Origin of the sequence: Streptomyces sp. CB01201, from assembly GCF_002803085.1 — a bacterium.
Lineage (GTDB): Bacteria > Actinomycetota > Actinomycetes > Streptomycetales > Streptomycetaceae > Streptomyces > Streptomyces hundungensis.
On record NZ_NNBJ01000008.1, the window covers coordinates 98,866 to 123,919 of the forward strand.

Here is a 25,054-nt window from a genome sequence, read left to right on the forward strand (position 1 = left end):
ATCCAGCCAGTACTCGGTTCCGCGGATCGCTGCCGCGCTGTGCCCGATCGACCACGCCGATCGTCAGCGGCGCTCCAACAGGCCCCGTACGTAAGCCGCTTGGCCGGTGTGCTGGAGGCAGTCGGAGATGACGCTGATCAGTCGGACGCCCAGGGTGACATGCGGCGTCCACCGCTCGTCGACGACGCGGTCGAGCGCCGCGTCGTCGATGTCGCGGACGAATGCCAGAGTCTGCTCGTGCACGGCGTCGTAGTACCCGGCCAGCCGGTCGGCGGAGATGCCGCGGACCGACGCCACCTGTTTGGCCGAGTGCCCGTACCCGGTCTCCTCCTCGGCCAGGGGCAGATCGAACCGCTCCGCCCAGCCGCCGGTGGTCCACACCTGGTCCCGGCCCGCCGCGTCGGCCACATGGTCGTCCTGGACACGGGTGAGGTGCCAGATCAGCCAGACGATCGAATTCGCCCCGTCGTCCGGCCGGAACGCCAGGTCCTCCGGCGTGAGCCCCTCGACGACGGAGTGCACTTGCTCCTGGACGCGCCCGAAGGCGTCCGTCAAAACCTCGGCAGTGTTCATGCGACCATAGTCGCCCATACGTCCCGCGCCCCGCGTGATACATACCGCCGCACGGCCGGAACGGCGGGCCCGCCCGGCCGTACGCCATCGAGCGGCCACTGCCGCTCCGCTGCGCTGGACGGCATACTGAGGGCCGTGCGAGTAGCGATCATGACGGTCGGTTCACGAGGCGATGTCGCTCCCTACACCGGACTCGCGGACGGGCTGGTCCGGGCGGGACACGATGTCACGCTGGTGACCCACGCCCGGTTCGAGCCACTGCTCGCGCGGTCGGCCGTCCGGTTCCACCCGATCCCCATCGATCCGCACGCCGAACTGCACGGTGCGCGAGGCCGTTCGCTGCACCGCAGCAGGACGGGGCCCGGCAAGCTCGTCCGGGTGCTGGGAATGGCGAGATCGCTGGCCGACGAGATGGCGGACGACCTGCTGCGGGCGGCGCAGGCCAGCGACATCCTGCTCCTCGCCGGTTCCGTGGCCCCGCTGGGCTTTGCCATCGCCGACGGCCTCGGTCTGCCCAGCATCGGGCTCAACCTTCAGCCCCTCCATCCGACCGGGGCCTTCGTCCCGCCGATGGCCGGTGTCGGATCATGGGGCGCACCGGCCAACAGGGCGGCCGGACACGGCATGCACCTCGCCCTGGCGCATGTGTACGCGCCGGCCGCACAGCGAGTACGGCGCCGGCTCGGCGGCACCTCGCACGGGCCCTGGGCGCAGCATCGGGAACGTGAACGCGGCCACTGGCCCGTGCTGCACGGCTACAGCCCGCTCGTCGTACCGCGCCCCAGCGACTGGCGCACGGGCCTGGAGGTGACGGGCTACTGGTGGCCCCGCGTCCCGGATCCTCAACTACCGGACAGATTGCGCGACTTCATCGCAGCCGGGCCCGCCCCGGTGTTCATCGGGCTGGGCAGCGCCACCGTGCCCGACCCGGCCCGGGTGTCGGGCCAGATCGTCCGCGCGCTGCGGGCGGCCGGACTGCGGGGCATCCTCCAAGAAGGCTGGGCCGGACTGCGCGGACACGGCGACGACATCATCACCGTCGCAGACGTTCCGCACAGCGTGCTGTTCCCCCACCTGGCGGCGGTCGTCCACCACGCGGGGGCCGGGACCACCGGCGCGGGGCTGCGCGCGGGGATCCCGGCGGTGCCGGTGCCGGTCCAGTTCGACGCCGGGTTCTGGGCCGACCGCCTGGTCCGCCTCGGCGTGGCGCCCCGCGCCGTTCCGCTGCGCCGGCTGACGGCCGACAGCCTGGCGACGGCGCTCCAGGAGGCCACCGCCGAGCCGCGCTACCGCCGGCACGCCCGGGCCCTGGCGGCGCGCCTGGCCGCGGAAGACGGCGTCCCGCCGGTCCTGGATGCCATCACTAGGAGTCGTTGCCGCCGGTGACCAGGACGAGGCCGTCCGGGCTGAACGCCACCGTCGGGACGGGGCCGGAGTGGGCGGTGAGGACGGTGGGCAGCTGATCGCCGTGCAGGTCCCACAGCAGGACCTTCCCGTCCGCGGCACCCGCCGCCGGTCGGCGGCCGTCCGCGGCGAAGGCGAGCGTGTAGAGCCGTGAGCCGGGCCCCGGCAGGCGCTTCACCCTGCCCGGGCGGGATCGCTCAAGTACCATATCCCGAAGGACCGTTGGGCCAGAACTACAGCAGATGGCCGCCGGGTCCGAAGCGGGTGCCGCCCGCTTCCTCGGCCCGGGGGGGGAACCCGGAATCAACCGTGCCGGGCCCGGCACCCCGGGTGCCGGGCCGGGCGCGATCAGACGTGGTCGCCCTGCCCTGCGGCCGCTACAGCACGCCCGCGTCCCGAGCCACCCACAGCGAGGGGATGAACGGGCGGTAGCCCAGTTCGTGCCGGATCCTGGTCGTGGACATCACTCCGCTCCAGGGGTCCGGGGCCTCCTTGTCGTAGACCTCGGGCGGCACGGGCAGACCGTGGAACTGGAAGAGGTCCACCGTGGTGACCGGTGCGTCGTCGGCGATGTTGTAGACGCCGTGCGCGCCGGGTGCGTACAGCAGCCGCCGCAGGCCCTGGGCCACGTCGATGTGGTGGCCCATGTGCAGGCGCTGCATGGCCGGCCAGTCGGGTGCCCAGCGCAGCGCCACGGACAGGTGGGGGTCGCCGTCGCCGTAGACGAAGGGCAGTCGTGCGATCCGGAGGTCGTCGAGCCCGTCCAGTGCGCCGAGCGCTCGCTCCGCCTCTTCCTTCGACTCGGGGTAGGCACCCCAGAAGTGGCCGCCCGGCTCGGTCTCATCGCTCTCGACCAGCGCCCTGCCGCGCCCCCTGCCGTAGACGAGCCCGGTGCTGACCTGCACGAACCGGCGTACGCCCGCGGCGACGGCGGCCCGGCCGAGTTCGACGGCCGCGTCCCGGTTGACCGCGCGGGCCTCCTCGTCCGGCACTCCGCGGAACGCGGCGGCCGCGTTCACCACCGCGTCCACGCCGTCCGTGGCCTTGCCGAGCGCGTCCGTGTCCCGCAGATCGCCGACGACCACTTGGGCGCCGAGTTCCGCGAACCGCTCGCCGCGCGCGCTGTCCCGCACCAGCACCCGCACCTCGTCACCGGGTGCCGCGTTCGCCAGCAGCCGCGGCACGAACCGGCTCCCGACCTGGCCCGTAGCGCCTGTCACCAAGGTCAGCATGGCCGCCTCCTCGTTGTCGTAACCATGGCCCCAGCGTGCGGGCAGATCGGACACGGCGGGAGAGACGCGCCGGTCCAGGGACCGGCGCTCCCTGGATACGAGCCGGGATCCGAGGGACCCTGACGGGGTGGACCGAATGGAACTGGCCGACTTCCTGCGGCGCTCCCGCACCCGGCTGACCCCCTCCGACGTGGGTCTGAGCGCGGGCCCACGGCGGCGCACCCCGGGGCTGCGCCGCGAGGAGGTGGCGCAGCTCGCCGGGATGTCGACGGACTACTACACCCGGCTCGAACAGCGCCGCGGCTCCCACCCGTCGCGGCAGATGCTCACCGCGCTCGCCCGCGCCCTGCGGCTCACGGATGTCGAGCGCGACCACCTGTTCCACCTGGCGGGCGAGGAGCCGCCGCGCCCCTGCGGTTCCTCGGGGCACGTGCGCCCCGGTCTCCTGCTGATCCTCGACCGGCTGACCGATCTGCCCGCGTCGGTGCTGAGCGACTGGGGCGAGGTGCTCGCGCAGAACACGATGGCGGTGGCCCTCAGCGGAGACAACACGGGGAGCAATCTGATCCGGCGCTGGTTCACGGACCCGGGCACCCGTGCCCTGTTTCCGCCCGAGAACCACGAGCAGCATGCCCGCTCGCACGTGGCGAGCCTGCGTGCGGTCACCGCCGCGCGCCCCGACGATCCGGGCCCCGCCGCGCTCGTCGATGAACTGCGGGCCACCTCGTGCGAGTTCGAGGCCTACTGGCAGTCGCACGATGTCGTCGTGCGTCGCCCGTCGCCGAAGCGGTTCCTCCATCCCGTGGTGGGCACCCTCGATCTCGACTGCGAGGTACTGCTCAGCGATGGCCACAGCCAGCAGCTCGTCGTGCACTCGGCACGGCCGGGCACGGACAGCCGTCAGCGCCTCGAACTGCTGCGGGTGGTAGGACTCCAGGATCTCACCTCCAGCTCATAGTTGACGTTGCGTCAGATCACCGAGGTGCGGCGTTCGGCCCCTCGGTTTTACCACCACACTCCCAACCGGCAACGGTCTAGTATCAGCCTCATCGCTATAGTATTTTATTTGCATCCACACGATAGCGACTCTTGAGCGGCGGCTGCGGCAGCCGGATGGGCGGGGCGACGTTGGCTGATCAACTGACGCATCGGGACGGGCCATTGACCCCGACGCGGGGACGGGTCCTGGTGACCACCGGGTGGTTGGGGCCCGGGGACGAGGTGGACCGCTACCTGACCGGGGCGGGGCTCCAGGTCGTGCACGGTTCCATCCGCGAGCGGGAGCGCCGGGGGCGGACCCTGTCGGACGTGGTGGGCTCCGTGGACGCGATCGTCGCGGGGACCGAGCACATCGGCAGGGAGGTCTTCGAGGCGGCGCCGCGGCTTCGGGTGATAGGCCGCACGGGCGTCGGCCACGACAACGTCGACGTGGTGGCGGCCACCGCGCACGGTGTGGCGGTGTGCCCGACCCCCGGCGTCAACCGGCAGTCCGTCGCCGAGCACACCATGGGGCTGCTCCTCGGCCTGGCCCGCGGGATTCCACAGAACGTCGCGTCCGTTCGCGCGGGCCGCTGGGAGCAGCCCAGCGGGCGGGAGTTGGCGGGCGCGACGCTCGGCGTCGTCGGCCTCGGCGCGATAGGGCGCCTCGTGGCCGGCCTCGCGCAGGCCTTCGGCATGCGGGTCGTCGCACACGACCCCGCCATCGACCGCGCGTACGCGGCCGAGCACGACATCGGCGTACGCGAACTGCCGCGCCTGCTCAACGAGTCCGACTTCGTCAGCCTGCATCTGTTCCTCAGTCCCGGAACCCGTCACCTGCTGGACGCAAACGCGTTCGCCCTGATGAAGCCAGGCGCCTTCGTCATCAACACGGCGCGCGGAGGCATCGTCGACGAGGACGCCCTGGCCGACGCGCTCGCCTCCGGTCGGCTCGGGGGCGCCGCCATGGACACCGTGGGGACCGAACCCCTGCCACCGGACAGCCCGTTGCGCTCCTTCGACAACGTCCTGGTGACCGCGCACATCGGCGCCGCCACCGAGGAGTCACGGGCCCGTTCGGGCCTGATGGCCGCTCGCTCGGTGCTGACCGTGCTGCGGGGCGGCCGTGCCGAGCACACCGTCAATCCCGAGTACGCCATGCTCCGGGACCGGGCCCGCCCGCACGGGGCGGCGCGGCGATGACGACGTGGCGCTGGGCCGCGAACCTCAAGTGGCTCTTCACCGAGCTGGACTTCGACGCCCGCTTCGAGGCGGCCGCGGCGGCCGGTTTCGCGGGGGTGGAGTTCCCGTCCCCCTACGGCCGCTCCCCCGGTGTACTGCGCCGGCGGCTACGCGACGCGGGACTGACCCAGGTGCTGATCAACACACCCATGGGTGAGCCCGGCACACCGACCCGTTCGGGACTCGCCTGCATCCCGGGTCGCGAGGGCGAGTTCCGGACCGGGATCGAGCGCGGCCTGGAGTACGCGACCGGGCTGGACTGCGGCCTGTTGCACGTCGTCGGCGGCATCGTGCCCGACGAGGTGAGTCGTGACCGGGCGTTCGCGCGGTATGTCACCAATATCGGCTGGGCCGCGGAGCGGGCGCGCGGGACGGGGGTCCGGCTCGTCCTTGAAGCGCAGAACAAGCGCGACTGCCCCGGGTTCGTCCTGGAGTCCCAGGAGCAGGCGGCCGCGGTCGCGGAGGCGGTCGGCGACGAACAGGTCGGCCTGCTGCTCGACTTCTACCATCTCCAGATCGACCAGGGCGATCTCATCAGCACCTACCGGCGCCTCCAGAGCCGGGTGCGACACCTCCAACTCGCGGACGCCCCAGGGCGCCACGAACCCGGGACGGGTGAGATCGGCTGGCGCGCCCTGCTGCGGGCCGTCGCCGACTCCGGTTACCGGGGCTGGATCGGCTGCGAGTACGCCCCGGCCGGCGAGACCGTGGCGGGCCTGGACTGGATGCGGCGCGTCGAGGAGGTGGCAGCGTGACGGGTCCCCGGATCGCCCTGATCAGCGCCGTGCCCGCGGCGATGGCACCTGCCGCCGACGCACTGCGCACGGGCTTCCCCGAGGCACAGGTGTGGCACCTGCTGGACGACCGGCTGCTGTCCGACGCGGCGGACGCCGGTGGTCCGACCGCGCCGCTGCGGGCCCGGATGCGGCGCCTCATCGAGCACGCGGTGGCGGGGGGCGCCGATGCCGTACTCCTGACCTGCTCGCTCTACGGGGTCGTGGCGCAGGAGCTGGACGAGGAGGGTGCCGAGGCGGTTCCGGTACTGGCTCCGGACGCGGCGGCCTTCGAGCGGCTGGCGGCGGGCGGGTACCAACGCGTCCTGGTGATCGCCTCGTTGGACGCGGCACTGCGGGATTCCAGTGACCGGCTTCGCACCGCTCTGGCTCAGCACGGACCGGCGGCGGGCGGCGTCGAGGTGTCGGGGGTCGTCGTGCCCGGAGCCCTCGCGGCGGCGGGGGACGCGCTGGTAGCAGTGCTGGCCGGGGCAGCGTGCGAGCCGGCCGCCCCGGTGGACGCGGTCTTCCTGGCCCAGTATTCGCTGGCTCCGGCGGCCTCAGGGCTCGCGATGGCGTTGGGGGTGCCGGTGGTGTCCGGGCCGACGAGTGCCGCCCACGCATTGCGCGCCGCACTCCTGAAGGACGCCTGAAGCGACCGCACGCCGCGAAGGCGCCTGAGCGACCCGTACGCGGGCCACGCCGCACCACGTCACACACCCGGCACACCTCCGTGCCCCGACTGCTCCCCGGCACGCCCGCGCCCCCGTCTTTGGGCGGTCCCGCCCCGCGAGCCGCTCGCTGGTCAACTCCCTTGCAAACAGAGAGGTTTGGCGTGGCTCCCTCATCCGACGTCGGTCTACTGGTCACCGGCTTCGCCGGCATCGTCATCGTGGTTCTGCTCATCACGACACCGCTGAAGGTCCATCCCTTCCTGGCACTGGTGATCGGCGCCCTGGGCATCGGTCTCGTCGCCGGCGAGGCGCCGTTGGCCGTCGTCAAGTCCGTCACCACGGGGGCCGGCGGCACCCTGGGACAGACGGGCCTGATCCTGGTCCTCGGCACCGTGCTCGGCACCGTACTCGCCGAGTCGGGAGCCATTGGGCGGCTGGCCACCGTGCTGACCCGGGGCCGCTCGCTGCGCACCATCCCGTGGATGGTGAGCCTGCTCGCCCTGATCGTGGCGCTCCCCCTCTTCTTCGAGGTCGCCCTGGCGGTGCTGCTTCCCCTCCTGTTCAGCATCGCGAGGGAGGTCGAGACCTCGCTCCTGGACAGTGCGGGCCGCGACGCCAAGGGCAGGAGGACCTCGCCCTATCTGCTCGTGGGCGTTCCGGCCCTCGGCACCGTCGCCTCGGTGCACGCACTGGTGCCGCCCCATCCGGGCCCGACCGCCGCGGCGACGGCCGTCCACGCCGATGTGGGAACCGTCATCGCGTACGGACTGCCCATCGCCGTCATCACGATGGTGGTCTCCGGACAGTTCCTCGCCGGTCCGATCGCCCGCCGGATGTTTCCGGTGCCACCGCCCAGACTGGTGGAGCAGTTCGCGCTCAAGGCGGCCGACGACCGAACACCCCCGGGCATCACCCTGTCGGTCGTGCCCGTAGTGCTGCCGCTGGTCCTGGTGGTGGGCCAGTCGGTGGTCACGGTCCGCGGCTGGCACGGGAGTTGGGCCGCCGTCCTCGGATTCGTCGGCCAGCCGGTGGTCGCCCTGCTGATCGCCGTGCTCCTCGCCGTCGTGGGGCTCGGCCGGGCCCGGGGGGTACACGGGCAGCGGCTGAAGGGCCAGGTCGACGACAGCATCGCGGCGATCGCCCCGATCCTGCTCATCATCGGCGGGGGCGGCGCCCTGAGCGGCGTCATGGTGGATTCCGGGATCGGCAAGGCGATCGCCCATCTCACCCACGGCCTGGGCATCTCGCCGCTGATCCTGGCCTGGGTGATCGCGGCCCTGATCCGGCTCTCGGTCGGCTCGGCGACGGTCGCCATCATCACCGCGTCCGGCATCGTCGCGCCCATCATGGCCGACAGCCCGGGACTCCACCCGGCACTCGTCGTCCTCGCCCTCGGCTGCGGCTCGATCATCTTCCCGCACATCAACAACGCGGCGTCCTGGCAGGTCAAGGAGAGCTTCGGCATGTCTCTGAGAGACATGTTCCAGAGCTTCACGGTGATCGAGACGACGGTGTCCGTGCTCGGCCTCGGCTGCGTACTGGCCGCGTCCGCCCTCATCTAGGGCCTGTCCGACCCGATCCAGGGCCTGTCCGGCCCGACCCGACGGAAGGAACGAATCAACATGATCGGCGTGATCGCCGACGACGTCACCGGCGGCACCGACGTCGCGGCCGCCCTGCGACGTCAGGGCCTGCGCACCCAGCTCTGCTTCGGCCTGCCCGCCGGGCTCCCGGCGCACTACCCCGCCGACGCCACGGTGGTCGCGCTCAAGACGCGAACTGCACCTGTGGCGGCGGCGGTTGAAGAGAGCCGGGCCGCCGCCCAGTGGCTCACCCGTTCCGGAGCCGGGCAGCTGTACTTCAAGTACTGTTCCACCTTCGACTCCACCGACCGGGGCAACATCGGCCCGGTCCTGGACGCGCTCGGCGAGGTGGCCGATGGCCACCCCGTCGTCACCACGCCGAGCTCCCCCGAACACGGGCGCACCCAGTACCAGGGGTACCTCTTCGTCGACGGCACCCTGCTGTCCGAGTCCCCCATGCGGCACCATCCCCTCACGCCGATGCGGGACTCCTATCTCCCCCGGCTCCTCGATGCCCAGTCGGCACACCCCGGCTGCGCGGTTCTCGACCACTCCATCGTCTCGGGCGGGGCCGGCCGCATCACGGCCGCTCTTCGCCAACACGCGGGCCGGACAAGGTACTTGCTCGCGGACGCGCTCACCGGAGCCGACCTGTACGCAATCGCCCGGGCCGGCGCCGGACTGCCGCTGCTCGCGGGGGCGGCCGGCCTTGCCGGAGCGCTCGCCAGGGTGCACGCCGAGCGGAGCCCCTCCGTCCGGGACGGCCTGGCGGCTCTGCCGCCCCTCCCGGGCGGGCCCGCGGTCGCTCTGGCCGGCAGCTGCTCCCGACGCACTCTGGAGCAGATCGACGCCATGCGCTCGGCCGGCCGCCCCGTCCACCCGCTCGACCCCCTGGCCGACCAGGACCCCGGCCGACTCGCCGAGCGCGCGCTTGCCTGGTACGACGGGCTCGGCGCCGCCAAGTCGGCCGCGGGAGCGCTGATCCACTCCTCGATGCCACCCCCGGCACTGCGTACCGTCCAGGACGCGCTCGGCGCGGACCGGGCCGCTTCGATCCTGGAGACCGCGCTCGGCCGCATCGCCACGGGGCTGGCCGCACGTGGGGTGACCCGGCTCGTCGTCGCCGGAGGGGAGACGTCCGGCGCGGTCGTCACAGCACTCGGCATCGAGGGCGGCCAGGTCGGCGCGGAGGCGGCCCGAGGGGTCCCGTGGATCCACACCCCGGCCGGCCTGGACGTCCTCCTGAAGTCGGGAAACTTCGGCGCACCGGACTTGCTGCTCACCGCCACGGCCACCGCTGCGAGGAGCCCGGCATGACCTCCCCCGAGCGGATCGCCGCGGGCGAGGACATCGTGCGGACCGCACGTTCGCTGTTCTCCCGCCGCCTCACCCACGGCCGCACCGGCAATCTGTCCGTACGCGTCCGGCAGGGCATCCTGGTGACCCCCACCGGATCGAGCCTCGGCACGGTCACCGTGGAGCAACTCTCCCTGGTCGACGCCCGGGGCCGGCATCTCGACGGCCCGCCGCCCTCCAAGGAGGCCGCGCTGCACGCCGCGGTGCTGCGCGCCCGTCCCCGCGCACGGGCCGTCGTGCACACCCACTCCACCCACGCGGCAGCCGTCTCCTGTCTCGCCGGGCTCGACCCCGACAACGCGCTGCCGCCCCTGACCGCTTACTTCGCCATGCGCGTCGGACGTCTTCCGCTGCTGCCGTACTACGCACCGGGCGACCGGCGCCTGGCCCGGGCGGCGGAGGAGGCGGCCAGGCTCGGGCCTGCCGTCCTGCTGCGCAATCACGGACCCCTCGTCGCGGGAACCTCCCTGGCCACCGCCCTCGACGCGCTGGAGGAACTGGAGGAGACGGCCCGCCTCTTCCTGCTGTTGAAAGGCATGCCGACCCGGCCGCTCACCGACGCCGAACAGGCCGCCCTGACGCCCCCCGCACAGCGCGCGGCTCGACGCTCAGCACCGCCCCCGAGAGAAGGAAGCGAACTCACCGTGCTCGACAGGAACAGTGAAAACCACCCCGGCTCCGCGACAGCGCAGGCGCCTGCGGAGGACGACCCCGCTCAGCACTCCGTCACGCTCTTCAGCGCCCTGGCCGTACGCAAGGCCCTGGACGAGGTCGTGCTGCCCGCCTTCACCCGCAGCACCGGGGTGGCCGTCAACGCCGTGTTCGACCCCACGGCCCAGCTCGTACGCCGGATCGACGCGGGCCAGCCCTTCGACGTGCTGATCGGCGTCACCGACTCCTTCCACCCGCTCGTGCGACGAAGGCTGGTGGCTCCCGATACGCTGACTGCCCTTGCTCGCACGGGAGTTGGGCTCGCCGTGGCGCCCGGAGCGCCGCGCCCGGACATCAGCACGCGGTCCGCACTCGTCGCCACCCTGCGGGCCGCCCGCAGCGTCGCGTACTCGCGGACCGGCGCGAGCGGCCGGTACTTCGCCGGGCTCCTGGACGACCTCGGCATCGCCGATGAGATCAACGCCAGGGCGACCGTCATCGAGAAGGGCTTCGTCGCCGAGGCCGTGGTCGACGGGCGGGCCGACATCGCCGTCCAGCAGCTCAGTGAGCTGCTCTTCGTCCCCCAGGCGGACATCGCGGGACCGCTTCCCGAAGAAGTGCAGCACTACAGCCACCTCTCGGCGATCCTCAACACCGGATCCACCCGCTCCCCCGCCGCACGGGCCCTGCTGGCCCACCTGCGCGGGCCGCTCGCCGCCGAGGCCTACACGGACACCCTGCTCGAACCGACGGCAGAGGGCTGAGCACCCGGCTCCGGCGCTCCCCGGCGCCCCGCCGCCCCGTCCGCGACGGTCTCAGTGGGCGACGGTCTCAGTGGGGTCCGGTCTCAGTGGGCTCCGGATGCCAGGATGCGGTCCTTCGCCTCGGCGAGGTGACGGCGCATCAGCTCCGCCGCGCCTTCCGCGTCCCGGCGCTCCAGGGCGCGGTGGATCAGGCGGTGCTCCTCCGCGGCGTGCGAGGCGCCGGTCCTGCCTCGCTTGCTGAACATCCGGAAGCGCTGCACATGGCCGCCGAGCGCGAGCAGGGCCTGCTCCAGGAAGGGATTGCCGCTCTGCGCCGCGATCAGCCGGTGGAAGGCGTCGTCGGCCCGCCAGTAGTGCTGGAACCCGTCCGTGCGGGTGTCCGCGCTGGACGCCGAGTGGTCCAGCTCATCCACCGCGGCACCCAGCGTTTCCAGGAACTCCGGCGTGGTCCGCAGCCCGGCCTCCAGCGTGAGGGCGGGTTCGAGCACCGCTCGGGCCTCGAAGAGCTTGCCGATCTCACGGTCGCTCAGCGCGTCGGCCACCCGGTAGCCCTTGAGGGCCTCGCGCCGTACCAGACCGGTGTGTTCGAGGCGCGCCAGCGCTTCGCGCAACGGGGTCTGGCTGACGTCGAGTTCACGCGAGAGCGCGCCGATGTTCAACGGCGAGCCCGCGACCCTCTCCCCCGCGATGAACTGTTCGAGCAGCACCTTGTACATGCGGTCTGCGATGGGCTCACGTACCGGACCGGACTTCGTCGACACCATCATCCTCGCGGGCTTCGTACAGGATCGATCTCATTGATGTGGAAAGGACGTGAATCATATACCCGAGATCCTTTCCGCATCGCGGCACGTCGTGGGGTCGGCCGGCGAACACCGCGCGGGCGCCGTCACGGCACCATCCAGCCCAGTACCGAGGTGGATTGGAGCCAGGCGAGGACGCACAGGGCGGTGAGGACGGCCAGGCTCCAGCCGATCACCTTGCGCAGGATGTCTCCCTCGCGGCCGGTCAGCCCCACGGCTCCGGCGGCGATGACGAGGTTCTGCATCGCGGCGGCCTTGCCCTGCACCCCGCCGGTGCTGTTGGTGGCCGCCGCCAGTAGCGGGGAGATGCCGACGTGCTGGGCCGCGGTCACCTGCATCGCGCCGAACAGCGCGTTGGACGAGGTGTCGGAGCCGGTGAGGGCCACCCCGAACCAGCCGAGCAGGCCGGACAGGAGCGCGAAGAGACGGCCCGCCCCGGCCAGCCACACGCCGAGCGACACGGCCATCCCGGACAGGTTCATGACGTAGGAGAGGGCGAGGACGCAGCTGACGGTGAGGGCGGCCCAGCGGATCTGCCGGAGGGCTTCGCCGTAGCAGCGCACCGCGCGGCGCGCGGACACCCGCAGCACGCAGGCGCTGACGACTCCCGTGCAGAGCAGCAGGGTTCCGGCGGCGCCGAGCCAGCCGAAGTCGAAGGTGGCGACCGCGAGCGGGCGACCGCTCGCGCTCACCACACGCAGTCCCGGCCAGGTGAAGGACACGTCCCGGGCGTCGACGAACCGGGCGACGGGGCCGTCGTAGGAGACCAGGGAGAAGAGGAACGTGAGCAGCGCGTACGGAAAGTAGGCGCGGAGCACCTCGCGGCGCGGATCGGCGGGCGGAGCCGGGACGCCGGGCCCGGACGGGGCCGGAGGGGTCATCAGAGGTGCCGCGCCGGCCGGGGCGAGGGCGGGCTCCGGTTCGGCGGGGAGACGGGTCGCGACCGGCACGCGCCCGCGGGCGCCGGGGCCGGCGTCCGCAGGGCGGGCCGGGCGCCGGACGCGCAGCACCACGAGGACCGCGCCGGCCGAGACGAGCGCGGCCACGAGGTCGGTGAGCTGGTAGGCCAGATGGTTGGAGCACAGGTACTGCCCCGCGCCGAAGCCCGCTCCGGCCGCTAGGGCGACCGGCCACAACTCCCGCAGCCCACGGCTGCCGTCGAGGATGAACAGGAGGACGAACGGCACCAGGAACGCGATCACGGCGGACTGCCGGCCCACCATCGCGCCCAGTTCGGTGGCGGGGAACGAGGTCACTTTGGCGAGTGCCTGGATGGGGTTGCCCACCGAACCGAAGGCGGCGGGCGCGGTGTTGGCGAAGGTGGCGATCGCCGCGGCCTTCAGCGGCGGCTGGCCCAGGCCCACCAGGATGACCGAGGTGACGGCGATGGGGGTGCCGAATCCGGAGAGCGACTCGACCATCGCGCCGAAGCAGAAGGCGATGAGGATCGCCTGGACACGAGGGTCGTCGGAGAGCCGGGCGAAGCTCCGGCTGATGACGGCGTCATGCCCGGAGGCGCGCTGGAGGCGGTTGATCCACACGGCGCCGAGCACGATCCACACGATCGGGAAGAGACCAAAGGCGGCGCCCTCGGTCGCGCCGAGGGCGACCTGTCCGGCCGGCATGCCGTAGACGACGACGGCAAGCACGGCGGCGGTGGCGAGCCCGGCGAGGGCCGCCCGGTGCGCCTTGACCCGCAGAACGCCGAGCAGCACGAGCAGCACGATGAGCGGGGTCGCGGCGAGGAGTGCGGTGAGGGCAGGGTGGCCCAAGGGGTCGGTGATCTGGCGGTACACGGAGCTCTCGCTTTCTGCGGCCGGGAAGGAGGTGGCGGCAAGAACGCTCGATCCGTCTGCGGGAGGACACACAGACACGGGCATTGATTCCGTATCGCGGAATAATGCTTCCGATTGGTGTCACAGCTTGAGAGCACCGCGGGGCTCCGTCAAGGGGTCACGTCAACAACTTCCGTCATGAGAGCGGGACTTGTTGTTTCCCAGTGCCCGACCGAGGCGCTCTGCCGCGACCACCACCATGGCCGCGAACCGCTCGCCCGAGGCCGCCGTCATACGGCTGGTCGGCACGTTCACACTCAGGCTCGCCACCGGCAGGCCGTCCATCCCGATCACCGCAGCCGCGACGGCCGACACATCCGCCCGCCACTCACCGCCGTTGGTGGCGTAGCCACGGCGCCGGACCTCGGCGAGTTCAACACGCAGCCGGCGGGGGTCGGTGATCGTGGCGGGCGTGAACCCGGCCAGGTCGTGCGTGAGCCGGCGCTCCCATGCCTCCATCGGGCCGGCCGCGAGGATCGCCTTGCCGTTGGCCGAGGCGTGTACGGGCAGGTCCTGGCCGAGCGGGAGCACGATGCGGACCGGCTGGCTGGTCTCCAGGCGCTCGATGAGGACGACCCGGTCGCCCTCCGGTACGGCGAGGTGGACGGTCTCGCCGCACTCCCGGCGCAGCTCCTCCATCACCGGCACCGCGGCATCCCGCAGCCCCAGTTCACCGGTGGCCCGGCGGCCCACGTAGAGCGCTTTGGCGGTGACCGTCCAACGGGTCGGGGCACCCGCGGCCGGACGGATCCAGCCCGCCTCGTGCAGGGTGAGCAGGCTGCGCTGCACCGAACTCTTGGGCAGTTCCATGGCGCGGGCCAGCTCGGCCACACCGATCGGCTGGCGCTCGGCGATCTCCTCCAGCGCCCGGAGCGCGTTGAGAACGTTCTGCATCCTTGACTCCCCTGGGACGGCGACCCTACCCTCTTGCGTGCCATAGAACGGTACGCTGTGCCGCTGAACGGCACAATCCTGAAAGGGAGTTGGCCGATGCCATCCCGAACAGGCCGTCATTTCCTCCAGATTCCCGGTCCCACCGACATCCCCGACCGTGTGCGGCGCGCCATCGCGGCACCCACCATCGACCACCGCGGACCCGACTTCGCCGAGCTGACGCTGCGTCTGCTGCCAGCCCTTGAAGCGGTGTTCGCCACCAGTGGCCCCGTCGTCATCTACCCCTCATCGGGTACGGGCGCCTGGGAGGCGGCACTGGTCAACACGCTCAGCCCGGGCGACCGCGTGCTCTGCTTCGAGACCGGGCACTTCGCGACGCTCTGGCACCGCATGGCGCGCTCGCTGGGCCTCGACGTCGATCTCGTACCGGGCGACTGGAGACACGGCGCCGACCCCGAGACACTGCGCCTGCGCCTGGCCGCCGACCCGCGGCACACCATCAAGGCCGTCTGTGTCGTGCACAACGAGACGTCCACCGGCGTGACCAGCCGCGTCAAGGAGCTGCGGCACGCCCTCGACGAGGCGGAACATCCCGCCCTGCTCATCGTCGACACCGTCTCCTCGCTCGCCTGCATCGACTACCGGCACGACGAGTGGGGTGTCGACGTCACGGTGGCCGGATCGCAGAAGGGCCTGATGCTGCCCCCGGGCCTCGGATTCAACGCGATCGGTGAACGGGCCCTCGCCGCGGCGAGAACGGCCCGACTGCCGAAGTCCTACTGGGACTGGCAGCCGATGCTCGACGCCAACGAGCACGGCTTCTTCCCCCACACCCCGGCCACCAACCTGCTGTACGGCCTCGACGAAGCCCTGCGCATGCTCCGCGAGGAGGGCCTGCCCGAGGTGTTCGCCCGGCACGCCCGGCATGCCGAGGCCACCCGAACCGCCGTGCGGGGCTGGGGACTTGAAGTGCTGTGCCGGGACGCCCGGGAGTACTCGGGTTCCCTCACCGCCGTACTGCTGCCCGAGGCCCACGACGCCGACAAGGTCCGTGAGGTCGTCCTCGACCGCTTCGACATGTCACTGGGCGCGGGGCTCGGCCGCCTGGCCGGACGGGTCCTGCGCATCGGGCATCTGGGCCACCTCAACGACCTCACGCTGGCCGGCGCCCTGGCCGGCGTGCAGATGGGCCTCCAGCTCTCAGGTGTCCCCGTCTCGACCGCCGGGCTCGACGCCGCACTGGACGTGCTGCGTACGGGCTGACCCGCCCGCACGCGCCCCAAGACCCGAGGAGCACACCCCACCATGCCGGCAGCCGGAGACCGCACACCGCCCCCTTCGCCCCACAGCCCGCCCGACCCCGCGCTCGGCCCCGAACTGGAGGACCGGCTGCGCCGAGTGCTCGACGGCGAGGTCCGATTCGACCACTACACGCGCCGGCTCTTCTCGCGCGACGCCAGCATGTACGCCATCACACCGCTCGGAGTCGCCTTCCCGCGAAACGCGGACGAGGTGCAGGCGGCCGTCCAGGTCGCCGGGGAGCTCGGCGTACCGATCGTGCCGCGCGGGGCCGGCACCAGCCTCGCGGGACAGACCGTCGGGGCCGGCCTGGTGCTCGATCTGTCCCGGCACCTCGACTCGATCGTGGAGATCGACCCCGAGGCGCGCACCGCCGTCGTCGAACCCGGCGTCGTCCAGGACCAGTTGAACCGGGCAGCCGCGCCGCACGGGCTCATGTTCGGCCCCGACACCTCCACCAGCGACCGCGCCACCATCGGCGGCATGATCGGCAACAACTCGGCGGGCAGCGGATCCCTGCGGCACGGCATGACCATCGACCATGTACGCGGCCTCGACGTGGTGCTCTCCGATGCCAGCCGGACCCACTTCGCCCCGCTCGACGAGTCCGAGCGCCTGCGCCGGGCCGCGTCACCCACCCTCGACGGGCTGATACACCGTCAATTACCGCTGCTGATGCAGGAGTACGAGGAGTCCATCCGCGAGAACACGCCGGACTTCTGGCGGCGGGCCTGCGGCTACCGGCTCGAACGGCTCCTGGACCCGGCCACCCGGTTCGACCTCGCCCGGTTCGTGGTCGGCTCCGAGGGCACCCTGGCCATCGTCACCGGCGCACGGGTCGACCTCGTGCCGCGACCGGCCCATACGGTCATCGCCGTGGGCCACTTCAGCTCGGTGGCCCACGCCGTGGCCGCCACCGAGGACGCGCTGGCGTGCGACCCGGCCGCGGTGGAGCTCCTGGACCGCACGATTCTCGATCTGTCGCTCCGGCGGATCGAGTACGCGGCACTCGGGTCGCTGCTCACCGGCGAACCCGGGGCCCTGCTCTTCGTCACGTTCAGCGGTGACGACCGGGACCGGCTGTCCGGCAGCCTCCAGCACCTCACCGCACTGTGGCGGGCCCATCAGCACGGCTATCACACGCTGACCGCCGAGACGCCCCGGGAGCAGCGCGCCCTGCTCACCGTCCGCAAGGCGGGTCTGGGGCTGTTGATGGCCGCGAGCGAGGGCAGTCGGCGCCCCCTCGCCTTCGTCGAGGACACCGCCGTCGATCCCGTGCATCTGGCGGACTACACCCGACGCTTCCAAGCGGTCCTCGACCGGCACGGCCTGACGGCCGGGTTCTACGGGCACTGCTCGGTCGGCTGTCTGCACATCCGCCCCTTCGTGGACCTCACCCAGCCGGCGCAGGTGGCCACCATGCGCGAAGTGGCCGAGGAAGTACGGGACTTGGTGACCGAGTACGGCGGAGTCAACTCCAGCGAGCACGGTGACGGCCTCGCCCGCAGCGAGTTCAACCCCCTGGTCTTCGGGGCGGAGCTGTACGAGGCGATGCGGCGCACCAAGCAGCTCTTCGATCCCCACGGCCTGCTGAACCCCGGGAAGATCGTGGACGCGCCGCCGATGACCGAGCATCTGCGGGACGTTTCCCTGCCGCCCGCCGTGCCGGTGCGCACCCGCCTGGACTTCGAGGTCGTCGGCGGGATGCGCGGCGCGGCGGACCGGTGCATGAACATCGGCCAGTGCCGCAAGAGCGGCACCGGAGCCATGTGCCCCTCCTACATGGCCACCCACGAGGAGGAGCACTCCACCAGGGGCCGGGCGAACGCGCTGGTCACCGCACTGTCCGAGCCGGATCCGCGCCGGGCGCTCGGTGACGAGCGACTGCACGGGATCCTCGACCTGTGTCTGATGTGCAAGGCGTGCAAGAGTGAGTGCCCGCTCGGCGTCGACATGGCCGCCCTCAAGGCCGAGACCCTCTCCCACCACCACGACCTGCACGGCACCCCGTTCCGGAGCCGCCTGTTCGGCGCGATCCGGCTGCTCCAGCGCATCGGTTCGGCGACGGCCCCGCTCTCCAACCTCCCCGGGCGCAGCCGCCCGCTGCGGCGCCTGCTCGAACGCTGGCCCGGCATCACGGCCGCCCGCCCGCTGCCCACGTTCGCCCGCGAGAACCTGGTCCGCTGGTATCGGCGCCGCACCCCTCACCGACACCTTCGTCGCGTCGTCCCCCCGTCCGCCCCCGCCGCTGCCCCGATGGGTGAACTCACCTTCCTGGCGGACTCGTTCACCACGTACACCGAGCCCGGCATCGGCCGGTCCGCCATCGAGCTCCTGGAGTACAGCGGCTGGCGCGTCCGACTCGTACACCAGGGATGCTGCGGCCGCGCGAGCCTGTCCAAGGGCCTCCTCGACGACGCGAAGCGCGCCTCCGCCCGGCTGTCCGAGGCACTCGCCGCGAGCGGCGCACCGGATGCGCCGATCACCGGCTGCGAGCCGTCCTGTCTGATGACCCTGCGGGACGAACACCTCTCCCTCCATCCCGGGTCCGCACGGGCGCGGGCCGTGGCGGGCCGGGTGCGACAGCTCGAAGAGCTTCTCTGCGAGGCCGTCGACAGCGGCCGGCTCCGGCTGCGCGACACGGGCAGGCCCGTCGGGCGACGGCTGCTCTACCAGGGCCACTGCCATCAGAAGGCCGAAGTCGGAACGGCAGCGACGCTGGCGCTGCTGCGCCGGATCCCGGGCGCGGAGGTCGTCGAGCTCGACGCCGGGTGCTGCGGAATGGCGGGCTCCTTCGGCTTCGAGACGGAGCACTACGAGCTGTCCATGAAGGTCGGCGAGGACCGCCTGCTCCCCGCCGTACGGGCCGAGCCCACCGAGACCCTGATCGTCGCGAGCGGCGTCTCCTGCCGCCAGCAGATCCAGCACGGCACCGGCCGCCGGGCCTGGCACCCGGTGGAGCTGATCAGGGCGGTGGCCGAGCCGTCCTGACCGCCGGACGGCACGGACTGCCCCTCCGGGTAATCTGTCTCTCCAGGACAAGTGTCCCACTGAGACATTTCAGGAGTACAGTCGAGGACATGAGCAGCACGGAGGGCCGACGGGTCCGCAAGGTCAAGCAGAGCCGCGAGGCCATGGCGGAAGCCGCCGTGGACCTGGTGCTTGAGCACGGGCTCGACCACGTCACCGTCGAGGCCATCAGTGAACGGGTGGACGTCTCCCGGCGCACGTTCTCGCGCTACTTCTCCGGCAAGGAGGACGCCGTGGTCGATGCGCTGCGCGCCGACTTCGCGCGGATCAACGCGGCCCTCGCCGCGCGCCCCGCCCGGGAGAATCCGCTCACGGCCTACCACCGGGCCCTGCACGACTGGCTCGACGACGAGCAGGCCGCCTGGCACCGCAGGCCCCGCTCGGGCGAGCTGCTGCGACTCCTCCACCAGGAGCCGACCCTGCTCGCCGCCTACGGCCACGTACGGGACGAGGCCGAGGACACCTCGGTGCGGATCATCGCACGACGCCTCGGCCTCGACCCCGGCCAAGAGCTGCGTCCCGCCCTCGCGGTATCGCTCGCGGTCGGCGCGTTCGGCACGGCCGTACGGTTCTGGATCGCGCCGGGCGCCACCGCGCCCCTCCCCCAGCTGATCGACGCGGCGTTCGCGGCCCTCGCCGCCGAGCCCGCACCCCGCCCCACCCGCAAGTGAAACCAGGTACCACCATGTCCACCAGCACCACAAGCACCGCAGGCACCACCGCCACCGGCGAGTTCGCCGGAAAGACCGCCCTGGTCACCGGCGCCGCCTCCGGCATCGGCCTCGAAGTGGCCCGCCGTCTCGCCGGCGGCGGCGCGGCCGTCGTCGTCGCCGACTACAACGAGCGGGGCGCGAAGGAGGCCGCCGAAGCCATCACCGCGGCCGGTGGCCGGGCCACCGCCGTCGCCATGGACGTCACGGACCCGGAGTCGGTGCGCCGCGCGGTCGAATTCGGTGTCGACGCGTTCGGCGGACTGCACCTGGCGGTCAACAACGCCGGGATCGCCGGCACTTCCGCGCCGACCGGCGACTACCCCGTACAGGACTGGCAGCGGGTGATCGACACGAACCTCAACGGCGTCTTCTACTCGCTTCGTTACGAACTTCCCCAGCTCCTCGCCTCGGGCGGCGGCGCCGTGGTCAACATGTCCTCGATCCTCGGCAGCAACGGCTTCGCCGGTTCGGGTGCCTACTCAGCCGCCAAGCACGCGGTCGTCGGCCTGACCAAGTCCGCCGCCGTCGAGTACGCGGCCCAGGGCATCCGGGTCAACGCCGTGGCTCCCGGCTTCATCGACACCCCGCTGCTCCAGGGCGCGGACGAGGCGCGCGAGCACCTGGTCTCGCTGCACCCGCAGGGGCGGCTCGGCACCGCGGAAGAGGTCGCCGAGCTCACCCTGTTCCTGCTCTCGGACCGGGCCTCGTTCATCAACGGCAGCTACCACCTCGTCGACGGCGGCTACGCGGCCCGCTGACCGGCCGCGCCCGGCAGGCCCGCACCGCGACGGCAGAACAACCAGAAGTGAGCGCAGGAAGAGAGGCACCGAAGATGTCAACTCAGGCCCGAATGAAGGCCGTTCAGTACCGCAGTGTCGGCGCGGCCCCCGAGGTCGTCACCGTCGCACGCCCCGAGCCCGGACCCGGCCAGGTGCTCCTGAAGGTGACCGCCGCCGGCGTGTGCCACTCCGACATCGCCCTGATGAGCCGGCCCGCCGAGGCCCTCGCCTTCCCGCTACCGCTCACGCTCGGGCACGAGGGCGCGGGAACCGTCGCCGCCCTGGGCGACGGCGTCACCGGGTTCGAGGTGGGCGAATCCGTAGCCGTGTACGGGCCGTGGGGCTGCGGGAACTGCCTGATGTGCGCCCAGGGCAAGGAGAACCTCTGCCTGCGCGCCGCCGAGCTGGGTATCCGTCCGCCCGGTCTGGGGGCACCCGGTGCGATCGCCGAGTACCTCCTCGTGGACGACGCCCGCCATCTCGTACCGCTCGGCGACCTCGACCCCGTCACCGCCGTTCCACTGACCGACGCGGGCCTGACGCCGTACCACGCCATCAAGACCTCCCAGCCGAAGCTCACCCCCGGCAGCACCGCGGTGGTCATCGGCACCGGTGGTCTGGGGCATGTGGCCATCCAGCTGCTGCGCGCCCTGACCCCGGCGCGGGTCATCGCCCTGGATGTGAGCGAGGACAAGCTGGCCCTCGCCCGCGAGGTCGGCGCGCACGAGACCGTCCTGTCGGACCAGCACGCCGCCTCCACGGTGCGTGAACTGACCGGCGGCCTGGGCGCGCAGGCCGTATTCGACTTCGTGGGCGCGCCGCCGACCGTCACCACCGCCACGGCGTGCGCCGCCGTGGCGGCCGACGTCACCATCGTCGGCATCGGCGGCGGCGCCGCCCCGGTCGGCTTCGGCACCACGCCGTACGACGCGGCGGTCCGCGCACCCTACTGGGGATCGCGCGCCGAACTGATCGAGGTACTGGACCTGGCGCGGTCCGGCGCGGTCGATGTCCATGTGGAGACGTACTCCCTGGACGAAGCGCCCCAGGCATACGAGCGGCTGCACCAGGGCCTGGTCAAGGGCCGGGCCGTCATCCTGCCCAACGGCTGACGGGCCGCCCCGGCCCGCACCGGCGGGCAGTGCGGGGGTCCTCGCGACAGGTCCCGCGCACGGGTACTCGCGAGCGGCCCCACGCAGGGGTTCTCGCGGCCCGGGGCGAACATCCGGGTGAGGGTGCGTGACCCGGCCCCGCTCACGGCGTTCCTTGTGCGGTGCCCCGGCCGCGTTTCGCGCGGTTGGGGGCCCGTCCCGGCCCGTCCAGCCCGTGAGGTTCCCGTGATGCCCCAGCGATTCGGTGCGCCGGCCGTCGCCGCCGCCCTCTGCTCCCTCGCCCTCCTCGCCGCCGTCGCGCCCGCCTCGGCGGCGCAGGGCGGCGAGCACCGGCCCGACCAGCACACCGTCGTGGGAGCGCTGGCGGCCACCGCGGTGTCCCCGGCCACCGCCAACTCCCGCCCCCCGGGCGCCCATACGGATCCCACCCGACCCTGTCCGCCCGGGGCCGACCGGCAGGCGCACCCCCGGCCCGTGGTGCTCGTCCACGGCACCGCCGAGAACGCGTACGACAACTGGAACGTCATGGCTCCCGCCCTCGCCAACGCCGGCTACTGCGTCTACGCCATCAACTACGGCGCCACCGGCCCGCTCACCGCACTCGGTGCGAAGGCGACCGGTCCGATCGAGGACTCGGCGAAGGAACTGGCAGCCTACGTCGACCGCGTACTGCGGACGACCGGAGCCCGCAAGGTCGATCTCGTCGGCCACTCCCAGGGGGCCGGCCCCATGCCACGGCAGTATCTGAAGTTCGAGGGCGGCGCCGCGAAGGTGCACCGGCTGGTCGGGCTCGCTCCGGACAACCACGGCACGACCGTGAGCGGGCTCGGCGCCGTGCTCAGGGCGGTCGCCCCGGTGACCGACGTGGTTCTGGGCCCGGCCGCGCTGGAACAGGTGGCCGGGTCACGGTTCCTGGCCCGCCTCAACGAGGGCGGCGACACCCGGCCCGGAGTGAAGTACACCGTCGTGGCCACCACCTACGACAAGGTGGTGACCCCGTACACCTCGGGCTTCCTCACCGCCCCCGCCGACGACCCGGCAGCGGTCACCAACCTCACCCTCCAGGACGTGTGCCCCGGCGACTCATCGGGGCACGTGGCCCTCTCCTACTCCCCCAACGCCGTCAACCTGACCCTGGACGCCCTCGACCCGGCCCATCGTGCCACCTGGACCTGCGAGAACGTCCTGGCCGTTCCCCCGCTGCCCTGAGCCGGAGCGCCGCGGTCACCCGGCGGTCAGCGCAGCCACTGCTCCTGGTCGGCGGGGCGGTAGAGCGTGACCGCACCGGGAAGCTTGTCGAGGACGAGATGCCGGTAGGTCGCCTCGGTCACTTCGCCGTCGTACGCGAAGTGCGGCTCGCCCTCGATGATTTCGAGGTCGAGCCGGCGGACCTGGGCGGTCGTCAGCACCCGGGAGCTGTGCAGGGTGCCGGTCAGCACGGCGAGCAGCAGCCGGGTCCGGGCCAGCGGGGTGCCGGCCTCCACCGCGCGCACGTCGAGCAGCCCGTCGTCGAGCTGGGTGCGGTAGGTCGGGGCGAAGCCGGCCGGATGGTAGATGCCGTTCCCGGCGAAAAGGAGCCAGATGCGGCGGGGGCGTCCGTTGATGACGACCGAGAGCGGACTGCCCGTGGCGAGGACCTTGGCCAGGCCCACGGCGAGCGCGGGCCACTTGCCGATGCGCTTCTCCAGCCGCTCCCTGGCGTGTACCAGCTCCGAGTACACGCCGATGCTGAACGTGTTGAGGAAGAGCTGCTGGTCGTCGCCGCTCGGGAACTCCTGGGGTGCGTCGCCGGGCTCGTCCGCAGCCGGGTGCGTGCCAGGGCGGACGGGGGACGAGGCGCGGCCCACGTCGGCGGTGACCGCGTCGCCCGCCCGCAGCGCGCGGGCGACATCCTCCATGGTCTGGTTGCCGAGGTCCGCGGCGAAGTGGTTGAAGGTGCCACCGGGGAAGACAGCGAGTGGCACACGGTGGCGGGCGGCCGTCGCGCTGCCCGCGTTCACGGTGCCGTCGCCCCCGCACACACCGAGCGCCCCGCCGTCCGCCGCGGCCCGTGACGCCGCCTGGTCGAGCAGGGCCAACAGGTCGTCGCCGGGTTCGAAGACCGTGATCGCCGCCTCGGGGAGCAGGGCACGCAGGGTCTCGGCGGTGTCCTTGGACCAGGCGACGCCGGAGGACGGATTGACCACCAGCTGAAGGCCCTTGCCCTCCTTGAGCGCGGGCGCCGGCCTGCGCGGCGGGGCCGCGGCAGCCGCGGCCTCCGGCTTCACCGGCCACCAGCGGCAGGTGAGCAGCGCGGCGCCCACCCCGACGATCGCCCCGGCGGCCGCGCGGCGGCGGTGGTCGAGCTCACCTCCCGCGCGTACATAGGCGAGGCCCGCGGCGAACGGCAGCACGGCAAGGCCGTACCGGGGCGACTCCACGACCACGCCCGCGACGAAGGCGGCGGCCGACGCCATCGGGCTTGAGGGCAGGGAAGCGGTGCTCGGGCGCGGGAAGATGCCGGGGAGCGCGTCCAGGACGGGCCGGGAACTGCGGGCGGCCGGCTTGGCCAGTGTGTGGTTGACGGCGGCGACGATCGCCACCGAGCCGATGCCGCGCAGTGCCGCGCGGCGGGCACTCCTGCCGCCGGACAGGCCCAGGGCCGCTGCCGCGCCCAGCCAGACGGCGTCGTGATCGGCGGCCTTGCGCAGCAGCCGGCTCGCGGAACTACCGCCTGCGGAAGGCGACTTGGTGAAGGAGGCCAGACGTTCGGCCAGTACCGCTGCTGTGCGCAGCCCGTGTGCTGTCTGCGGCCGTCCAGGTCGCTTCATGCGCTCGCCACACCCCTGAACCTCAAGAATCCGCTGCGTACGGCCGGGTCCGGCCGTATCAAAGCCCCAGCCTACCGGGGGCGGCGATGGCGCTCTGCAGCGCGGCGAGCCCGGTGGCCAGTGCGAGCCGGTCGGCCTGTGCCATGGCCTCGATGGCCAGCGTCAGGGTCGCCGCGCGTTCGCTGCGGATCCGCTCCAGGTGGTCGCGGCCGCCGGCGGTCAGACGCAGGCTGACCTCGCGCCGGCTGTCGGGGCAGGGCAGCCGCTCCAGGAACCCGGCGGCCTGCAACCGGTCGCAGAGCCGGCTGACGGAGGGCGGGGCGGTACGCAGCAGTTTCCCCAGGGCGCGCATGCGTATGCCGTCGTTGCGGTCCACGAGGTACATCAGGCGCAGCTGGGGGGTGGAGACCGAGGTGGTGGTGACCGTGTCGCGGGCCTGTTGCCAGAGCAGGTCGAGCAGATCGACGACATCACTCGCCGCGGGGCCCTGTGCGTGATCGATCAGTTGGGGGTCGAGGTCTCGGTGAGGCATGGGCTCGGGCTCCCCCG

Annotated in this window: 22 protein-coding genes; 14 read left to right on the plus strand and 8 right to left on the minus strand. The window is 72.4% G+C overall.

Annotation, left to right across the window (positions count from 1 at the left end):
• Nucleotides 1–63: 63 nt before the first annotated feature.
• The gene (locus tag CG740_RS18005; protein WP_100576183.1) at nucleotides 64–573 is read right to left on the minus strand and encodes a mycothiol transferase; all 510 of its coding nucleotides are present in this window, start codon (nucleotides 571–573) and stop codon (nucleotides 64–66) included.
• Between the two features lie 150 nt (nucleotides 574–723).
• On the opposite strand from CG740_RS18005, the gene CG740_RS18010 reads away from it, so the two are divergent.
• A complete protein-coding gene (locus tag CG740_RS18010; protein WP_100576184.1) occupies nucleotides 724–1,959 on the plus strand; it encodes a glycosyltransferase in 1,236 nt (411 codons plus the stop codon).
• On the opposite strand, the gene CG740_RS18015 is transcribed toward CG740_RS18010, so the two are convergent.
• Nucleotides 1,937–2,155, minus strand: coding sequence for a WD40 repeat domain-containing protein (locus tag CG740_RS18015; protein WP_100576185.1), 219 nt, complete (start codon nucleotides 2,153–2,155; stop codon nucleotides 1,937–1,939). The genes CG740_RS18010 and CG740_RS18015 overlap by 23 nt on opposite strands.
• Nucleotides 2,156–2,354: 199 nt before the next feature.
• The gene (locus tag CG740_RS18020) at nucleotides 2,355–3,209 is read right to left on the minus strand and encodes an NAD-dependent epimerase/dehydratase family protein (protein ID WP_100576395.1); all 855 of its coding nucleotides are present in this window, start codon (nucleotides 3,207–3,209) and stop codon (nucleotides 2,355–2,357) included.
• Nucleotides 3,210–3,336: 127 nt separating this feature from the next.
• On the opposite strand from CG740_RS18020, the gene CG740_RS18025 reads away from it, so the two are divergent.
• The 7 genes from CG740_RS18025 (at nucleotide 3,337) to otnC (ending at nucleotide 11,230) form a co-directional block, all read left to right on the plus strand.
• Complete coding sequence (locus CG740_RS18025) at nucleotides 3,337–4,167, plus strand: helix-turn-helix transcriptional regulator (RefSeq protein WP_100576186.1); 831 nt, start codon at nucleotides 3,337–3,339, stop codon at nucleotides 4,165–4,167.
• 230 nt (nucleotides 4,168–4,397) lie between these two features.
• A complete protein-coding gene (locus CG740_RS18030; protein ID WP_234376331.1) occupies nucleotides 4,398–5,390 on the plus strand; it encodes a phosphoglycerate dehydrogenase in 993 nt (330 codons plus the stop codon).
• On the plus strand, nucleotides 5,387–6,184 hold the full coding sequence (locus CG740_RS18035) for a hydroxypyruvate isomerase family protein (protein ID WP_100576188.1): 798 nt from the start codon (nucleotides 5,387–5,389) through the stop codon (nucleotides 6,182–6,184). Before CG740_RS18030 ends, CG740_RS18035 begins: the two co-directional genes overlap by 4 nt.
• Nucleotides 6,181–6,855, plus strand: a complete 675-nt coding sequence (locus CG740_RS18040) for a hypothetical protein (RefSeq protein WP_100576189.1) — start codon at nucleotides 6,181–6,183, stop codon at nucleotides 6,853–6,855. Before CG740_RS18035 ends, CG740_RS18040 begins: the two co-directional genes overlap by 4 nt.
• 182 nt (nucleotides 6,856–7,037) lie before the next feature.
• Nucleotides 7,038–8,438 carry a GntT/GntP/DsdX family permease gene (locus CG740_RS18045; RefSeq protein ID WP_100576190.1) on the plus strand — a complete coding sequence of 467 codons (1,401 nt, stop codon included), beginning with the start codon at nucleotides 7,038–7,040 and terminating at the stop codon, nucleotides 8,436–8,438.
• 60 nt (nucleotides 8,439–8,498) lie between these two features.
• Nucleotides 8,499–9,776, plus strand: coding sequence for a 3-oxo-tetronate kinase (gene otnK / locus CG740_RS18050; protein WP_100576191.1), 1,278 nt, complete (start codon nucleotides 8,499–8,501; stop codon nucleotides 9,774–9,776).
• Nucleotides 9,773–11,230 carry a 3-oxo-tetronate 4-phosphate decarboxylase gene (gene otnC, locus CG740_RS41745; protein ID WP_324901121.1) on the plus strand — a complete coding sequence of 486 codons (1,458 nt, stop codon included), beginning with the start codon at nucleotides 9,773–9,775 and terminating at the stop codon, nucleotides 11,228–11,230. Before otnK ends, otnC begins: the two co-directional genes overlap by 4 nt.
• Nucleotides 11,231–11,313: 83 nt before the next feature.
• Here the strand turns inward: otnC and CG740_RS18060 are convergent, their stop codons facing one another.
• From CG740_RS18060 to CG740_RS18070, 3 genes are all read right to left on the minus strand, one after another.
• A complete protein-coding gene (locus CG740_RS18060) occupies nucleotides 11,314–11,997 on the minus strand; it encodes a GntR family transcriptional regulator (protein ID WP_234376332.1) in 684 nt (227 codons plus the stop codon).
• Between the two features lie 122 nt (nucleotides 11,998–12,119).
• Complete coding sequence (locus CG740_RS18065) at nucleotides 12,120–13,829, minus strand: L-lactate permease (RefSeq protein WP_100576192.1); 1,710 nt, start codon at nucleotides 13,827–13,829, stop codon at nucleotides 12,120–12,122.
• A 162-nt stretch (nucleotides 13,830–13,991) separates the two neighbouring features.
• Complete coding sequence (locus CG740_RS18070; RefSeq protein WP_100576193.1) at nucleotides 13,992–14,762, minus strand: IclR family transcriptional regulator; 771 nt, start codon at nucleotides 14,760–14,762, stop codon at nucleotides 13,992–13,994.
• Between the two features lie 96 nt (nucleotides 14,763–14,858).
• Here CG740_RS18070 and CG740_RS18075 point away from each other — a divergent pair, with 96 nt between their 5' ends.
• The 6 genes from CG740_RS18075 to CG740_RS18100 all read left to right on the plus strand — a co-directional run bounded on the left by CG740_RS18075 (nucleotide 14,859) and on the right by CG740_RS18100 (nucleotide 22,904).
• Nucleotides 14,859–16,025 carry a pyridoxal-phosphate-dependent aminotransferase family protein gene (locus CG740_RS18075; protein ID WP_100576194.1) on the plus strand — a complete coding sequence of 389 codons (1,167 nt, stop codon included), beginning with the start codon at nucleotides 14,859–14,861 and terminating at the stop codon, nucleotides 16,023–16,025.
• Between the two features lie 42 nt (nucleotides 16,026–16,067).
• Complete coding sequence (locus tag CG740_RS18080) at nucleotides 16,068–19,052, plus strand: FAD-binding and (Fe-S)-binding domain-containing protein (protein ID WP_100576195.1); 2,985 nt, start codon at nucleotides 16,068–16,070, stop codon at nucleotides 19,050–19,052.
• 89 nt (nucleotides 19,053–19,141) lie between these two features.
• Nucleotides 19,142–19,762, plus strand: a complete 621-nt coding sequence (locus tag CG740_RS18085; RefSeq protein WP_100576196.1) for a TetR family transcriptional regulator — start codon at nucleotides 19,142–19,144, stop codon at nucleotides 19,760–19,762.
• Between the two features lie 14 nt (nucleotides 19,763–19,776).
• On the plus strand, nucleotides 19,777–20,562 hold the full coding sequence (locus CG740_RS18090; RefSeq protein ID WP_100576197.1) for an SDR family NAD(P)-dependent oxidoreductase: 786 nt from the start codon (nucleotides 19,777–19,779) through the stop codon (nucleotides 20,560–20,562).
• Nucleotides 20,563–20,654: 92 nt separating this feature from the next.
• On the plus strand, nucleotides 20,655–21,695 hold the full coding sequence (locus CG740_RS18095) for an NAD(P)-dependent alcohol dehydrogenase (protein ID WP_100576198.1): 1,041 nt from the start codon (nucleotides 20,655–20,657) through the stop codon (nucleotides 21,693–21,695).
• A gap of 228 nt (nucleotides 21,696–21,923) precedes the next feature.
• Entirely contained in the window at nucleotides 21,924–22,904 is a 981-nt protein-coding gene (locus CG740_RS18100; protein ID WP_100576199.1) for an esterase/lipase family protein, read from the plus strand.
• Nucleotides 22,905–22,930: 26 nt separating this feature from the next.
• Here the strand turns inward: CG740_RS18100 and CG740_RS18105 are convergent, their stop codons facing one another.
• Both CG740_RS18105 and CG740_RS18110 read right to left on the minus strand, forming a co-directional pair.
• Nucleotides 22,931–24,505, minus strand: coding sequence for a diacylglycerol/lipid kinase family protein (locus CG740_RS18105; RefSeq protein ID WP_100576200.1), 1,575 nt, complete (start codon nucleotides 24,503–24,505; stop codon nucleotides 22,931–22,933).
• A gap of 58 nt (nucleotides 24,506–24,563) precedes the next feature.
• Nucleotides 24,564–25,037, minus strand: a complete 474-nt coding sequence (locus CG740_RS18110; RefSeq protein WP_100576201.1) for a MarR family transcriptional regulator — start codon at nucleotides 25,035–25,037, stop codon at nucleotides 24,564–24,566.
• Between the last annotated feature and the right edge of the window lie 17 nt (nucleotides 25,038–25,054).

Excerpts from the sequence above, each read along its gene's own strand:
- CG740_RS18005 (WP_100576183.1), bottom strand. The coding sequence starts at position 573 with ATGAACACTGCCGAGGTTTTGACGGACGCCTTCGGGCGCGTCCAGGAG.
- CG740_RS18010 (WP_100576184.1), top strand. The coding sequence starts at position 724 with ATGACGGTCGGTTCACGAGGCGATGTCGCTCCCTACACCGGACTCGCG.
- CG740_RS18020 (WP_100576395.1), bottom strand. The coding sequence starts at position 3,209 with ATGCTGACCTTGGTGACAGGCGCTACGGGCCAGGTCGGGAGCCGGTTC.
- CG740_RS18035 (WP_100576188.1), top strand. The coding sequence starts at position 5,387 with ATGACGACGTGGCGCTGGGCCGCGAACCTCAAGTGGCTCTTCACCGAG.
- otnK (WP_100576191.1), top strand. The coding sequence starts at position 8,499 with ATGATCGGCGTGATCGCCGACGACGTCACCGGCGGCACCGACGTCGCG.
- otnC (WP_324901121.1), top strand. The coding sequence starts at position 9,773 with ATGACCTCCCCCGAGCGGATCGCCGCGGGCGAGGACATCGTGCGGACC.
- CG740_RS18060 (WP_234376332.1), bottom strand. The coding sequence starts at position 11,997 with ATGATGGTGTCGACGAAGTCCGGTCCGGTACGTGAGCCCATCGCAGAC.
- CG740_RS18070 (WP_100576193.1), bottom strand. The coding sequence starts at position 14,762 with ATGCAGAACGTTCTCAACGCGCTCCGGGCGCTGGAGGAGATCGCCGAG.
- CG740_RS18075 (WP_100576194.1), top strand. The coding sequence starts at position 14,859 with ATGCCATCCCGAACAGGCCGTCATTTCCTCCAGATTCCCGGTCCCACC.
- CG740_RS18080 (WP_100576195.1), top strand. The coding sequence starts at position 16,068 with ATGCCGGCAGCCGGAGACCGCACACCGCCCCCTTCGCCCCACAGCCCG.
- CG740_RS18085 (WP_100576196.1), top strand. The coding sequence starts at position 19,142 with ATGAGCAGCACGGAGGGCCGACGGGTCCGCAAGGTCAAGCAGAGCCGC.
- CG740_RS18090 (WP_100576197.1), top strand. The coding sequence starts at position 19,777 with ATGTCCACCAGCACCACAAGCACCGCAGGCACCACCGCCACCGGCGAG.
- CG740_RS18095 (WP_100576198.1), top strand. The coding sequence starts at position 20,655 with ATGAAGGCCGTTCAGTACCGCAGTGTCGGCGCGGCCCCCGAGGTCGTC.
- CG740_RS18100 (WP_100576199.1), top strand. The coding sequence starts at position 21,924 with ATGCCCCAGCGATTCGGTGCGCCGGCCGTCGCCGCCGCCCTCTGCTCC.
- CG740_RS18105 (WP_100576200.1), bottom strand. The coding sequence starts at position 24,505 with ATGAAGCGACCTGGACGGCCGCAGACAGCACACGGGCTGCGCACAGCA.
- CG740_RS18110 (WP_100576201.1), bottom strand. The coding sequence starts at position 25,037 with ATGCCTCACCGAGACCTCGACCCCCAACTGATCGATCACGCACAGGGC.